Annotated in this window: 11 protein-coding genes; 5 read left to right on the top strand and 6 right to left on the bottom strand. The window is 52.5% G+C overall.

Annotated elements, in window-relative coordinates; translation table 11 throughout:
• Positions 1-11: 11 nt before the first annotated feature.
• Complete coding sequence (locus KI809_RS14880; RefSeq protein WP_337833325.1) at positions 12-1,391, bottom strand: TldD/PmbA family protein; 1,380 nt, start codon at positions 1,389-1,391, stop codon at positions 12-14.
• A 1,476-nt stretch (positions 1,392-2,867) separates the two neighbouring features.
• On the opposite strand from KI809_RS14880, the gene KI809_RS14875 reads away from it, so the two are divergent.
• The 3 genes from KI809_RS14875 to KI809_RS14865 all read left to right on the top strand — a co-directional run bounded on the left by KI809_RS14875 (position 2,868) and on the right by KI809_RS14865 (position 5,665).
• Positions 2,868-3,884: an FRG domain-containing protein gene (locus KI809_RS14875; protein ID WP_214172372.1), complete on the top strand. Its 1,017-nt coding sequence runs from the start codon at positions 2,868-2,870 to the stop codon at positions 3,882-3,884.
• 101 nt (positions 3,885-3,985) lie between these two features.
• Entirely contained in the window at positions 3,986-4,984 is a 999-nt protein-coding gene (locus KI809_RS14870) for a virulence RhuM family protein/type II toxin-antitoxin system death-on-curing family toxin (protein ID WP_214172371.1), read from the top strand.
• A 105-nt stretch (positions 4,985-5,089) separates the two neighbouring features.
• The gene (locus tag KI809_RS14865) at positions 5,090-5,665 is read left to right on the top strand and encodes a hypothetical protein (RefSeq protein WP_214172370.1); all 576 of its coding nucleotides are present in this window, start codon (positions 5,090-5,092) and stop codon (positions 5,663-5,665) included.
• Positions 5,666-5,862: 197 nt separating this feature from the next.
• On the opposite strand, the gene KI809_RS14860 is transcribed toward KI809_RS14865, so the two are convergent.
• Positions 5,863-6,831, bottom strand: coding sequence for a DUF5666 domain-containing protein (locus KI809_RS14860; RefSeq protein ID WP_214172369.1), 969 nt, complete (start codon positions 6,829-6,831; stop codon positions 5,863-5,865).
• Between the two features lie 468 nt (positions 6,832-7,299).
• Between KI809_RS14860 and KI809_RS14855 the strand changes: the two genes are divergently transcribed.
• On the top strand, positions 7,300-7,707 hold the full coding sequence (locus tag KI809_RS14855) for a bacteriohemerythrin (protein ID WP_214172368.1): 408 nt from the start codon (positions 7,300-7,302) through the stop codon (positions 7,705-7,707).
• Between the two features lie 47 nt (positions 7,708-7,754).
• Here the strand turns inward: KI809_RS14855 and KI809_RS14850 are convergent, their stop codons facing one another.
• The 4 genes from KI809_RS14850 to KI809_RS14835 are packed head-to-tail and all read right to left on the bottom strand — an operon-like array spanning position 7,755 to position 10,869.
• Positions 7,755-8,204 (bottom strand): N-acetyltransferase, encoded by a 450-nt coding sequence (locus KI809_RS14850; RefSeq protein ID WP_214172367.1) that lies wholly within the window; start codon positions 8,202-8,204, stop codon positions 7,755-7,757.
• Positions 8,194-9,864 (bottom strand): DNA repair protein RecN, encoded by a 1,671-nt coding sequence (recN, locus tag KI809_RS14845; protein ID WP_214172366.1) that lies wholly within the window; start codon positions 9,862-9,864, stop codon positions 8,194-8,196. The genes KI809_RS14850 and recN overlap by 11 nt, the downstream gene beginning before the upstream one ends.
• Positions 9,865-9,868: 4 nt before the next feature.
• Positions 9,869-10,015, bottom strand: coding sequence for a hypothetical protein (locus KI809_RS14840; protein ID WP_214172365.1), 147 nt, complete (start codon positions 10,013-10,015; stop codon positions 9,869-9,871).
• Positions 10,012-10,869: an NAD(+)/NADH kinase gene (locus KI809_RS14835; protein WP_214172364.1), complete on the bottom strand. Its 858-nt coding sequence runs from the start codon at positions 10,867-10,869 to the stop codon at positions 10,012-10,014. The genes KI809_RS14840 and KI809_RS14835 overlap by 4 nt, the downstream gene beginning before the upstream one ends.
• Positions 10,870-11,012: 143 nt before the next feature.
• Here KI809_RS14835 and KI809_RS14830 point away from each other — a divergent pair, with 143 nt between their 5' ends.
• Positions 11,013-13,547: a glycogen/starch/alpha-glucan phosphorylase gene (locus tag KI809_RS14830; protein WP_214172363.1), complete on the top strand. Its 2,535-nt coding sequence runs from the start codon at positions 11,013-11,015 to the stop codon at positions 13,545-13,547.

Here is a 13,547-nt window from a genome sequence, read left to right as displayed (position 1 = left end):
TGGCGAAGCCATCATGTGCCGCTCACGTCCAGAGATGCAATGCGCAACGACGGCGAGGCGATGGAACCGTAAAAGCGGAGGTCATCGCCCACTGCCTCCACCTTGGCGAACAGCTCCATGATGTTGCCGCTGATGGCGATCCCCTTGACCGGCCTGGTAATCGCCCCGTTCTCGATCAGGAAGCCGCTGGCGCCGACCGAGAAATCGCCGGAGATCGGGTTGGCGGTATGCATGCCGATGACATCCACCAGCAGGAGGCCGCGGCTGATGCCGGTCAGCAGATCACCAGCGCAAGTAGCGCCGTTTTCAATGTAGAAATTAGTGACCCCCATGTGCGGCAACCCTCTGACCCCGCCGCGGGAGGCATTGCCGGTGGAGGCGCAGCCATCCTTCCGGGCGCAGTAGCTGTCGTACAGATAGCGCAGCAGCTGGCCGTCCTCAACCAGCAGGGTGTCCTGCGACGCCACCCCTTCACCGTCGAACGGCGTGGTGGCCATCCCCCCTTCGAGCAGGCCGTTGTCACGGATGCGCAGGATCGGGGAGAACAGCCGCTCTCCTAGCTTACCGGCCAGCATCGACCGCCCCTTCTGCACGCTCTCGGCAAGAAACGATGACGCCAGCACCCCGAGGATTTCACCGCTGACATGGCTGTCGAGAATTGCCGGGCAACGCATGGTGGGGATCGTTGCGGCTCCCAGCAGGGCTGTGGCCTTGCGGGCCGCCTCGGCGGCAATCTTTGCCACATCCACCCCGTCGAAGCGGCTGCTGAAGCCGAAATCCCACCCCATCTGGGAATCGCCCTTAGACTCGGCAATGACAGCGATGCTCGACGACACCGAGGTGCCGCAATACTCCGCGGCAATGCCGTGCGAATTGCGAATGGCAACCGAGTAAAACGATTCACCGTAGCTGCTCTTGCGGACCCGCTTCAGACGCGGATCGGAAGCCAGAGTCAGCCGCTCCAGATCCATGGCCCTGGCGATCTTTGCCTCTTCGGTAACCTGCTCCAGTTCCGGATCGAACAGCCCGGTCAGTTGCGGGATCGGCATCGCCTGCGGCAGGCCGTTGCACGGGTCCGGGGTCTGGGTGACTGCGCCGACCAGGGCATTGTCGACCATCCTGCTGAGATCGGCCTCAGCCATGCTGGTCGAGTACGAGAAACCAAGCCCCTCCCCCTGCAGCAGCCTGACGCTGACCCCGATCGGTTCGGAGCAGCGGAAGGTATCGACCTTCTGGTCCTTGACCTCAATGGAGAGGTTGCGCGACTCCCCGGCCATGATCTCCCAGCCGTCCAGCGCCCGCCCCTTGAGAAGCGCTTCTATCCGATCAATCATCTGTTGCAGCTTCATATATCCCTCGTTGCTATCAGGTAATGATTCAAGCCGGCCCATTAGGACTCTCCAGCCAGGAGACTATAGCCTTTCTTGACGGAATACTCAACCCGACTCTATCGCATCCTGAGTCAACACTTCAAAAACCAATAAACCGCTTTCTAACATCCATAGACGACATAACGGCAACTGCTTTCTATTCAAGGCAGCCAACAGATCTCAATCTAAAAAGTTTTTCAACCTGGGAATTATCTCGGCAATGAGATCCGAGGTAAAGCCTGATAATCGTTTCATGTGTCGAGCGAGCCTTTAACATCTACTTTCGTGAGTAATGGCTCACCGATGATAGGGATATCCCCATCTATTAATTTTCCGCAAAGCCACATATAAGTATAAAATTTCTAATAAGTCGGGTGGCACGTCAGCATGATTCATTTTATGAAAAGACCCTCGTGGGTTGACCTACTGCCATCTAAAGCCAGGACAAAACGGCACGAAACGGCTTGTAGAACAGTATGGACAATCTCTGCTCTGTGTGCGTTATCGGTATGACGAAACGCGGGGCTTACGTGTAAAGACAGTTGAAATTGTTATTGAAGAAAGACCTTGGCAACCTCCGTTCCGCTTCAGGGATGACGACATAGTACCTGTTGCAGTTGGATATGAGGAAACAGAACTCAGGGCAAAACTGCGCAAAGCCCGCGCACAATGGGATTCTCACGCCAAAGTATGGCTGACAGCGTATCGCTTTGTGCGTGGGACAGAATTAGAACAAAGAATGCCGGAAGAATTTATAAAACGCCGAGAACGGTAAATATTTCTTATATAAGAAACAAGTTTCCTATATAGGGAAACTGTTCAATTACGAGTTGGGCAGCAAAAAACATAAAAAGGTGAAGGCATGCGAGTAGAGACGTTATCAGGACTTATTTTAAGTACGGCTGCCCTTGTGCCATATACTCTAACTTTACACAAAGCCATGTTGAGATGTTCACCGGAGTCCCGAACATTATCTCCGCGTTTAATATGGCTGCTTATTATTCCTTTTTTCTCCTTTGTGTGGGAGTTCATAGTAGTCGTAAAACTTGCTGAGTCCCTCCACAATGAATTTTTAAAAAGAGGCATAGAGACAGACAAAGCTCCAGGTCAGACCTTAGGACTTGCCGCAAGTACTCTGTTTATCATTTCCGTAATTCCTTCCTACATTTTGGATTTGACCGTTATTGCGGGTCTTCCTGCAATAATATGCTGGATTATTTACTGGATAAAAATATGGCGTTTCTCAAATCGGCTAAAAGTCCCAGTACAAACAGCCCAACCAGACGCTCAGACCATGACCGGGCGATAAAACTGCCCAGCAGGTCAAGCGCCACACCGTTGACATAAAGGAAGAAGAAAGAGAGCTATCATCGTGGCCGCTGCAAAATTATTTGCTCAAAGGATCGAGGCAAGAAACCAGGACGTCCGAGGAATGATAACAGATTAATCTATCCCGCGTTTACCCAGGTAGTTGCTACATCTCGATTAGGAGACAATATGGCAAAATGGAATCTTTACTGGGTTACTGTTCCTCATTCTCCCGATGAAAATTGTTTTGTGATTGCCAAGAATGTTCAAAGTGCTGCTTCTTATGAAATCAGGAGTAGTGGAATGGCTCTCGGAGATGCTCATGCTGAATTTGTAGATCATCTTCCTAATAACTTCGAGCAAGTTTACGCTGATTTTTTGGGAAAGAATTCACATGATCTACCGGATTATGCTCGGGAACCGTTATTGCGGAAATTAGGTGCATCTTTTACCATGATTGAAGGTAGACATATTACCCTATATAAAGGAAGACAATTTGCTGTAGCCGGAATTGAAGAAGGGTTACTGGGCAAAGATCCATCACTTATAAGAACAGTTGAAGATTTTATCCGAGAGGTTACTCGTTTTGGCAACGATAGTTGGTTATTTCGTGGCCAACAAAAATGTACTTGGGAATTCAAGTCAAGCCTCTATCGTGAATCGGCTAAAACAATTCGTGGCAGAGTCAAAGTTGAAAACTATGAAAAAGCATTACTTGATCAATTTAAATTACGTGCTATTCCATATCTTAACATTAGCCCGAAGAATGATTGGGAATGGTTGGCTCTCGCTCAACATCATGGCCTTCCAACGAGGCTTCTGGATTGGACAGTCAATCCTCTTGTAGCGCTTTTTTTTGCTGTTGATGACCATCAAAATGACTGTGATGCCATTGTTGTGGCCTATCAACACAAAAAACCTCCAATTGATCCTTTTGCAGCAGACCCCTTTGCTATAAAGAAAATTGAATTATATGTACCTCCGCATATTAACCCAAGAGTTGCAGTCCAAGGATCGGTCTTTACTGCTGAGCCCCCCAAATTACCCAAGAGCAGTACTCCAGGTAGAAGCATAAGGCATTTCTTCGTCTCTTCAAAAGCTACAACTAATATTGCTTCTGAGTTGAGGACTCTCGGTATTAGCAGGGAAGCTCTTTTCCCTGGATTAGATTCTATTTGCCTCAATCTGAAAAAAGTGAAATTTTGAGTCGGCAAATCTCGTTAACCCTAGCCCATATTAATACTTTTGGGAAAACCTTAAATGTGCCCCATGTGGTTCATTTATATGCAACTTCCACTGGATAACATATGACTACCGACAACACTAACGACATCATTATTTACCAAAGTCCCGATGGCAACGCATCACTCGACGTTCGCCTTGACCATGAAACTGTCTGGCTGACTCAACAACAGATGGCGGAATTGTTTAATAAGGACAGCGACACTATCGGCTTGCATATCCGTAATGCCTACAAAGAGGGAGAGTTGCAACCGGATGGAACTACCGAGGATTCCTCGGTAGTTCAAATCGAAGGTACCCGCAGGGTTCGCAGAAAGATCCGTTTCTATAATCTTGACGTCATTATTTCCGTAGGCTATAGGGTCAAATCCAGACAAGGAACCCAGTTCCGCCAATGGGCCTCGCGAGTTCTGCGAGACCACATCGTCAAAGGCTACACCATTAACGAGCAGCGTTTTCGTGATCAGGCCGAAAAGCTGGCGGATATGCGCCAGACTGTGGAACTATTAGCCCGCACCCTTGCCAATCGGGAACTGGTCAGCGAAACAGGGAAAGACGTTCTCCGGGTTATCACCGACTATGCCTATGCCTTGACGCTTCTGGATCGTTATGATCATGGCACCCTGACCATTGAGGAAACTACTCGAAAGACGCTGCATATCATCACCTACGACGAGGCAATGGAAATAATCACTTCCATGAAGCACGATTTCGATGGTCTCTTCGGCATCGAGAAAGACCAAGGATTTAAGAGCGCCTTAGGGACAATTTATCAGACCTTTGACGACAAGGAACTCTACCCCAGCATTGAAGAGAAGGGAGCAAACCTCCTGTACTTCGTTGTTAAAAACCATGCTTTCAGCGACGGCAACAAGCGGATCGCCGCCGCCATCTTCATCTTCTTCCTAGGCACGAATGGTATTCTCTATCGCTCCGACGGCAGCAAGCGTTTGGCAGACAACGCTCTGGTCGCTCTGACACTCCTGATTGCCGAGAGTAAACCCATTGAAAAGGACACCATCGTCAAAGTAATTATAAATTTGATTAACCGACTGAATGATTGATGACAAGCAGAAAAAGGGAAGAAGCAGCCAACAATCGGTACGACCGGGCCAAAAAAAACCGCCCGGTCAGCCTCGCTACCGTTAGATAATGAAGAAATGCAATTGATGAAAAATAAAATAAAATCAATTTCAAGAGTTGTTGCGCTCTTGCTGCTCATTCCCTCCGTAGCATTTGCAGACGGTGGCGGCCCCCTACTTCTGATTGTAAATTTCCTCGCATTTCTTTACGGCAGCATCCTTATCATCCTTGTTGAGTGGCTTTTGTACGTTCGACTGGCTTCGGTTCCAAAAGGGCCAGCATTTTGGGACTCTCTGGTCACTAACTTACTTTCAACAGTAGTCGTGGGTTTTGGCTTCCCATTCGTGATCGGATTGATCAGTTGGGTCGGACTTTTCATCCCGTGGGGTGTCGGAGATGTTCTGTTAGCCCTTGGAACGTGGGTTTATGAAGGGATTAAATATCCGAAGCTATCAATGTCCATGACAGCCTTTTGGTTACTGGTGACGTATTTCCTCACGGTGCGTTATGAAACTAAGGTTTTACGTAGACGATGGGAAAAGCGGGAATTTACAGGCAAGATGACTCCTGAAAAATTGAATTGGATATGCAACAGTGTGACTTATTCAGGGTTATTCATTTTTTTCTCAGCCGCGTGGGTATTCGAGAAAAATCATATCTAACAAGGCCAGCAGAGCGGTTGCGGCAAAAAACTGCCGCCCCGTGTGCCTGCCCCCTTATTTGCGTGCGCCCGAAAAGACGGGGGACAGACACCTTGCCTGCCCCCTTATTTGCGTGCTTATGTTTGTTGTAAGATGGGGCAAAGCAAGGCCCCATCGTTACTGCATGACACGTCACTCAACCAATTAATCAATTACTATCAGCTGGACATTTTGATCCTGGATGCCATAAGAACACCGCTGCTTAACACTCCTTCGACCTCTATCTTCTTCGTCATGTCTATCCCTGACAGCGAAAGTGTCCCTGTATTTACCGTTTGTCCATTTACCTTGAATGTGTTGTTCCCCTGAGTAAAGCCGGTGACAAACCCCTCCACGGACAACTTGGCACCTTCTGTGCCGTTGGCGTCTTCCTTGTCGTTCTCCACCTTGGTTGCTTTGAACGTAGGCGATGCGCCTAGCGTGTAATTTCCGCCACTACCGCTTACCTCGACATAAAGCCCGTTTGCAATGCCGCTCGACAGATCATTCAGCGAGGCGACGCTGTAATCCACTGTCAAGCCGTTGATTTTGAATGTCTTGGCCGTGGTGTTTAGTGTGGAGATCGCTCCCTTTAACTCGATGCTGCTGGTAGCCAGTGTCGAACTCTTCTTTTCGATATAGCTCGCCTGGATTATTCCGTTGGCATCGGGCATCCCGCTCACTTCAACCACGGACCCTGCCGCCAGATCGGTCAAAGCGGTAAACCCCTGGAACACTGTCTTGCCTGCGGCAACAGTGGCGGCTGTTGTGTTGACGGAAATGGTCTGACCAAACGCCTGGAACTGCGTAGCCCCTGCAGTCGGGGTGACATCAACCGGGCCTTCAAGATTGTCCTTGTACTCTACGGTAGTTGCGATACCGTGCAGGTCATCGCTTTGTGAGCCCTTGACGGTCACAACACGCCCAACCTTAAGCTCTGACTCTGTTCCCGAACTCTTATCCACAGTCACACTGGACGAAGTGGTCGCATACTCGACGCCGTTGACGAAAATGCTCCCCAACGCCGTGATGACCCCCTTACTGGTGCCAGCCACGCCGCTGCCTCCGGAAGAGCTGCTGCCGCAACCAGCTGCGGCGACTGCCATGGTTACTACCATTGCTGATACTATTAGTCGTCTTGCTTTCATGATTGATTCCTCCGTTTCTTTTGAACTCTTGAATTGGATTAAAGGGACCAAAATAGTCTTGTATCATAATAGGCATTAATCGCGCCATTTTTAATTACATCAAAATTGCCAATCATTATGACCAGTTACTTGTATAGATAATGAGTAACCGTCCGATCGATCTTGCAATTAACGGTGCAGTTAAAATGTAGCGAATCGTTGATAAGACCAGGACAATTTGGCAGGGGAAGGGAATAAATGTTTTTTGCTTCAGAAACAATTGTTGACGGATCCAATGCTACCTGATCAAGCCAGTGACTTACATAAAACTTTTCGCCACAATCAAAACTAAATAGTTTATTGACCAGACTGGCACTTGTATTCTTGGGTAATTTATGGAATCGTTACATTCATTAGGACGTGAGGCGTGAAAGCCAATTCCTGGGCGCCGTTCAGAACGGTCCGAAAGTTCGCATGAAGGAGATGGGCATGTCATATTTTCAGTGGTCAGATACCTTAAGTGTCAAGGTCAGGGAGATCGATGAGCAGCACAAGACGTTGATCGGCATGCTGAATAAGCTGCATGATGCCCACATGGCGCAAAAAGGCCGCGAGGCGCAGAAAGAAATCATCGATGCCATGGTGAGCTATGCTAAAAGCCATTTTGAAACAGAAGAGAAGTACATGCAGAAGTTCGATTACCCCGGCTATCCCCTCCACAAGCTCGAACACGATCAATTCACGATAAAGGCCCTTGATCTAAAAGCGCGGGTGGAAAAAGCCGGGTTTGTGTTCACCCTCGAAATACTGGAATTCCTCAAAGGCTGGCTGGAAAACCACATTCTCGGCACTGACATGAAGTATTCAGGCCATTTCGCCGAGTGCGGCCTCTGTTAAGGTCCGCCCTGGATGGGCAAGCGGCCTGACGGATTCAGGCCGCGGAGCTACAGCTCCATGATCATGGCAATTTCGTCGCAATCCGGAAACTTCGCGCACTTGATGCAATCGCCCCAGACTTTATGCGGCAGCTCGGATTTATCAACGATCCGGAAGCCGAACTTGGCGAAGAAATCCGGTTTATAGGTGAGACAGAAAACCCGTTTCAGGCCGATCACCCGCGCCTCATCGATGCATGCCTGGACCACCTGGGTCCCGACCCCTTTACGGCCGGCCTCTTCAGCCACGGCCACTGAGCGCACCTCGGCAAGATCATCCCAGACGACATGCAGCGCGGCAGCGCCGAGCAGCACGCCATCCTCCTCGACCACATAGAAATCGCGCATCGATTCGTATAATTCCGACAGGGAGCGGGACAGCATGTCCCCTTTCCCGGCATAATGGGCCAGCAGTTTCTGGATCGGCTTGATATCGGTCAGTATTGCCTTACGCAGCATGGACTTTGGCCTCCTTGATCAGTTCCCGGGCATGTTCCCTGGTTGTCTCTGTTATCTTGACTCCGCCGAGCATGCGGGCCACCTCATTCACCTTCTCTTCCTCTTCCAGCAGCACCACCCTGGTGACGGTGCGCTCATTTTCCTGATGTTTTTCAACACTATAATGACTGTCGGCAAATGCCGCCACCTGCGGCAGATGGGTGATGCACAGCACCTGCTGCTGATCGGCAACGCGCTTGAGCTTTCTGCCGACCTTGGCTGATGTGGCGCCGCCGATGCCGGTATCAACCTCGTCGAAGATCAGGGTCGGCACGTCACTCTCAGGGTGAATCTGTTTCAGCGCCAGCATCAGGCGTGACAGCTCGCCGCCAGAGGCAACGCGGGCCAGCGCACGTGGCGGTTCGCCGGGATTGGGGGAAAAGAGAAACTCAACCCGGTCCAGGCCGGTGTTCCTCGGCTCGCTGCCGGTATCAATGGCAACCTTGAAAATGGCATTGGGCATAGAGAGTTCGGCTAGCTCGCGCTGCATCGCCCCGGCCAGCTGGTCAGATGCCGCCTGACGGGCATCGGTCAGCTTGGAGCCGATGCGGTTCATCTCTGCAGCCAGACTGGCAAGCCGTTCCTCCAGGCCACCCCGCGCCTCTGCCGAGTTGCGGAGCATTGCCAGCTCCTGCTCGATCGTCTCGCCATAGGCCAGGACCTCGGCCACGGTTGCGCCATATTTCCGTTTCAGGCGGTTGATCAGGTCGAGCCGGTCGTCAAGCTGCGCCAGCCGGTCCGGATCAGACTCGATCCTGGCGGCATAGTCGCGCAGGGCAAGGGCAACGTCCTCAAGCCGCGCATAGGCATCGTCCAGTGATTCGCGAAACGGCGCCAGCGTCGTATCAAACTGCTCGACGTCGGCAATGGCAGCGATGGCTCGGCGCAGTTGCCCCAGCAGCGCACCATCACCGGCATACACGGTTTCGTATCCCCCCTGGCTGGCGCTGAAGAGCCGGCCGCTATGGGTCAGAACCTGGCGCTCGGCCTCCAGCTCCTCCTCTTCGTCACCCTTCAGAGATGCCTTTGCGATCTCGTCCAGCTGAAACGACAGCAGGTCGATCCGGTGCTCCCGGTCGCGCTCCCCCTCTTCCAGCACTTTGAGCCGGTCGGCAGTCGTGCGGTATTCGGCGTACAGACCGGCAAACTCAGTTCTCAGCGTATCAGCCCCGGCAAAGCCGTCCAGCAGCAGGAGATGGTTTTCCGGCCGCAGCAGGGTCTGCGATTCGTGCTGGCCATAGATATTGATCAGCCTCCGGGAAACCTCGCCAAGCAGCGCTGCCGTAGCAAGGCTCCCGCCGATGAACACCCGGTTTTTGCCGCTCCTGGCAACAACCCGTTTCACCAGCAGCTCCCCGTCCGCCTCGACGCCGGCCTCGGCAAGCATGGCAACGGCATCCTGCCTTCCGGCGAGATCGAACACCGCTTCTACCGTTGCTTCATCGGTCCCGGCGCGGATCAGGTCAGCCGACGCCCGCCCCCCGAGCAGCAGCTCGACCGCGTCGATGATGATCGACTTGCCGGCCCCGGTCTCACCGGTCAGCACATTGAGACCCGGTCCGAACGAGACATGCAGGGAGTCGATGATGGCAACATTTTTTATGTTAAGGTCGGTCAGCATATTTTTATTTTAAGCCACCCAAAAAAGATTCGCGATCAAAAATGCCCAGATGCAAGGCGCCAAGAAGCGAGGAGTGAGGCGTACATCGGTACGCCGCAGCAACGAGCGACGCAGGCAACACCACAGATGGGCGTTTTTCATCGTGAATCATCGTTCGCCCCATTTGAGCTTGGTCCGCAGCACCTCAAAAAAGTCGCGCTTATTGGACATAACCAGGCACGAATAGTGTTGAGCGCGGCTGACATGGATCAGGTCGCCGCTCTTGAGCTCAACCCCCACCTGGCCATCAAGGGTCAGGTAGACGTCCTCATCGTCAAGGGAAGATACCGTGATGCTGATCAGGGAGTCTTCGGCAACGATGATCGGCCGGTTGGTAAGGGTATGCGGGCAGATCGGCGTTATGGCGATGCAGTGCAGCGATGGATGAATGATCGGTCCGCCTGCGGAAAGCGAGTAGCCGGTGGAGCCGGTCGGAGTCGAGATGATCAGGCCGTCGGCCTTGAAGGTGGTCAGATGGTTGCTGTTGACCCTGGTATCAAGATCTACGATCCGGGCAAGCGCCCCTTTGTTGATGACCACATCGTTGAGCACCTGATGACGGGCGATTTCATCCCCGCTCCGCTCGACAGTGCAATCGAGCATCATCCTTTCGGAGACGTTGAAATCCCCCCGGAGGCAGTCACTAAGCATCGGGTAAAGCTCAGGCACTGTGATTTCAGTCATGAAACCGAGGCTGCCGAGGTTGACCCCAAGGATCGGGATATCCCTGCCGCCGATCAAACGGGCCGCGGAAATAAGGGTGCCGTCACCGCCGAGGACCACTACCAAGTCAGCCAGTTCAGGAAAGCGGGCTGAGTCGATCCCCTTGGGATACAGCAGATGGTGGGCCAGATGCGCCTCAACCAGCGGCTCGACCCCCTGGTCGGACAGCCACTCGATCAGTTCGCCGGCTATCCCCTGACAGCGGGGGTCATGGACCTTGGCAATAATGGCAACCCGTTTCATTCTTGGCTCCTGCACAATGGAAACTATCAAAAGGTAATAACAGAGTTCATTTTAGCTGTCCAATGGAAATTCCGGAGACAGCGGCTATAATGTAGTCACCGGTTTTTCCAGCAGGCGGTAAATCACTTTTTCGAGGTTTTTACATGGATCAACTTCCGCAGGAACCTGTTGAATCAGCAGAACTCGACAGCATGATGCTGACAATCAAATCATTCCTCGAACATCTTGAGTACTCCCTGGGCAAGGACAAGTATTCAGCCAGTAGATACGACATCTACAACGCCCTGGCCTATGCGGTCCGGGACCGGATGGTCGAGCGGTGGCTGGATACCCAGCAGGCCTATTACAACAGCGACCAGAAGCGGGTTTATTATATCTCCATGGAATTCCTCATGGGGCGAACTCTGGAGAACAGCCTGATCAACCTCGGGCTGTATGATGAGTTCAAGGAAGCAATGACCTTGCTGGGGTACAATTTCGAGACCATCGTCGATGACGAGCAGGATGCCGGGCTGGGCAACGGCGGCCTCGGCAGGCTGGCCGCCTGCTTTCTCGATTCCATGGCAACAATGTCCATACCGGCATACGGTTATGGCATCCGCTATGAATACGGCATCTTCCGCCAGAAGATTATTGACGGCGCCCAGGTTGAGCGGCCCGACAACTGGCTCCGTTACCGGAACCCGTGGGAGATGGACCGCCAGGAACATCTGCATCCGGTCAAGTTCTACGGCCGGGTGATTACCACAACCAACCGCGAGGGGCGGACCGAGCACAACTGGGTTGACACCGAAGAGGTCATGGCCATGGCCTATGACACGCCGATCCCCGGATTCCGCAACACCACCGTCAATACCATGCGGCTCTGGAGCGCCAAGTCGAGCCGTGAGTTCGATCTGAAATTCTTCAACGAAGGGAACTACATCCGGGCCGTTGAAAAGAAGATGCTCTCGGAAAACATCTCAAAGGTGCTCTACCCTGCCGATAACGTCATCGAGGGGAAAGAGCTCCGCTTCAAACAGGAGTATTTCCTGGCCTCGGCCACGGTCCATGATGTCATCTACCGCTTCAAGAAGATGCATACCGATCTGAACCTTTTGCCGGAAAAGGTTGCCATCCAGCTGAACGACACCCATCCGGCCCTGGCCATCCCGGAACTGATGCGGGTGCTGATTGATCTTGAAGGCCTGGAATGGGAAGCCGCCTGGAAGATAACCACCCATACCTTTGCCTACACCAACCACACCATCCTCCCCGAGGCTCTGGAAAAATGGCCGATCTGGTTTTTCGAGCAGATTCTCCCCAGGCATCTCCTGATAATCTACGAAATCAACAATCGCTTTCTCGAAGAGGTGCGGCAAAAGTTCCCTGGCGACAACGGCAAGCTTGAGAGGATGTCGTTGATCGAAGAGAGCTGGGAGCGCAAGGTCAGGATGGCCCACCTGTGCATCGTCGGCAGCCATTCGGTGAACGGCGTTGCCGCCCTGCACTCGGAAATACTCAAGACCGACCTGTTCCGGGATTTCTTTGCAATGTATCCGGAACGGTTCAACAACAAGACCAACGGCATTACCCAGCGGCGCTGGCTCAAGAAATCCAATCCCCTGCTGTCCGACCTGATCAGCGAAAAACTGGGGGAAGCCTGGATCACCGAACTTTTCGAGCTGCAACAACTGGTGCCGCTTGCCGAGGACCATGAGTTCGTTGCCCGGTGGCAAGAGGTAAAAAAAGCCAACAAGGCGTGCCTGGCAAGCTACATCGCCCGGCACAACTGCATCAAGGTCGATGTCGATTCATTATTCGACTGCCAGGTAAAGCGGATTCATGAATACAAGCGGCAACTGCTCAATGTCTTGCACATTATTACCCTCTATAACCGAATCAAGGAAGACCCTGATATTGACATGGTGCCGCGCACCTTCATCTTCAGCGGCAAGGCTGCCCCGTCCTACTTCATGGCCAAGCTGATCATCAACCTGATCAACTGCGTGGGAAATATCGTCAACAACGACCTCGATGTCCGTGACCGGCTCAAGGTCGTGTTTCTTGCCAACTATGGCGTATCGCTCGCCGAGAAGATCTTCCCGGCCTCCGATCTTTCGGAGCAGATTTCGACTGCCGGGACCGAGGCGTCCGGCACCGGCAACATGAAGTTTGCTCTGAACGGCTCCCTGACCATCGGCACCCTGGACGGCGCCAACATCGAGATGATGGAAGAGATCGGTCGCGAAAACATGTTCATTTTCGGACTCACCACCCCGGAGGTGCATGCGCTCCGCACCAGGGGTTACAATCCACGGGAGTTCTACCAGCGCAACCCGGCATTGAAGAAAGTCATCGACATGATCTCCGGCGGGGCGTTCTCCCCCGGCAACCCAGACCAGTTCAAGCAGATCGCCGACAACCTCCTTAACCAGGGGGATTATTACATGCTGCTCGCTGATTATGACTCATATATCGCCTGCCAGGACAAGGTGAGCGAGCTGTATCGCGATAAGAAGGCATGGGCCAGGATGTCCATCATCAATACCGCCAGAATGGGGAAATTCTCCAGCGACCGGACCATCGCGGAATATGCCGAGGAGATCTGGGACGTGAAGACCCTGGCAGTGGAAGCAACGGAACAACACTGTCTGCATGAGGGAGCCTGCCTGGATCACAAGGGGCATACCCCGTGA

This window comes from Geoanaerobacter pelophilus (assembly GCF_018476885.1).
Lineage (GTDB): Bacteria > Desulfobacterota > Desulfuromonadia > Geobacterales > DSM-12255 > Geoanaerobacter > Geoanaerobacter pelophilus.
The sequence above is the reverse complement of the archived record's forward strand: the minus strand, read 5'-3'. Positions and strand labels throughout refer to the sequence as shown.

What these genes read in the sequence shown, in the direction of transcription:
- KI809_RS14880 (WP_337833325.1), bottom strand. Translation starts at nt 1,391, where the DNA reads ATGGGCCGGCTTGAATCATTACCTGATAGCAACGAGGGATATATGAAG.
- KI809_RS14875 (WP_214172372.1), top strand. Translation starts at nt 2,868, where the DNA reads ATGGCAAAATGGAATCTTTACTGGGTTACTGTTCCTCATTCTCCCGAT.
- KI809_RS14870 (WP_214172371.1), top strand. Translation starts at nt 3,986, where the DNA reads ATGACTACCGACAACACTAACGACATCATTATTTACCAAAGTCCCGAT.
- KI809_RS14865 (WP_214172370.1), top strand. Translation starts at nt 5,090, where the DNA reads ATGAAAAATAAAATAAAATCAATTTCAAGAGTTGTTGCGCTCTTGCTG.
- KI809_RS14860 (WP_214172369.1), bottom strand. Translation starts at nt 6,831, where the DNA reads ATGAAAGCAAGACGACTAATAGTATCAGCAATGGTAGTAACCATGGCA.
- KI809_RS14855 (WP_214172368.1), top strand. Translation starts at nt 7,300, where the DNA reads ATGTCATATTTTCAGTGGTCAGATACCTTAAGTGTCAAGGTCAGGGAG.
- KI809_RS14850 (WP_214172367.1), bottom strand. Translation starts at nt 8,204, where the DNA reads ATGCTGCGTAAGGCAATACTGACCGATATCAAGCCGATCCAGAAACTG.
- recN (WP_214172366.1), bottom strand. Translation starts at nt 9,864, where the DNA reads ATGCTGACCGACCTTAACATAAAAAATGTTGCCATCATCGACTCCCTG.
- KI809_RS14840 (WP_214172365.1), bottom strand. Translation starts at nt 10,015, where the DNA reads ATGATTCACGATGAAAAACGCCCATCTGTGGTGTTGCCTGCGTCGCTC.
- KI809_RS14835 (WP_214172364.1), bottom strand. Translation starts at nt 10,869, where the DNA reads ATGAAACGGGTTGCCATTATTGCCAAGGTCCATGACCCCCGCTGTCAG.
- KI809_RS14830 (WP_214172363.1), top strand. Translation starts at nt 11,013, where the DNA reads ATGGATCAACTTCCGCAGGAACCTGTTGAATCAGCAGAACTCGACAGC.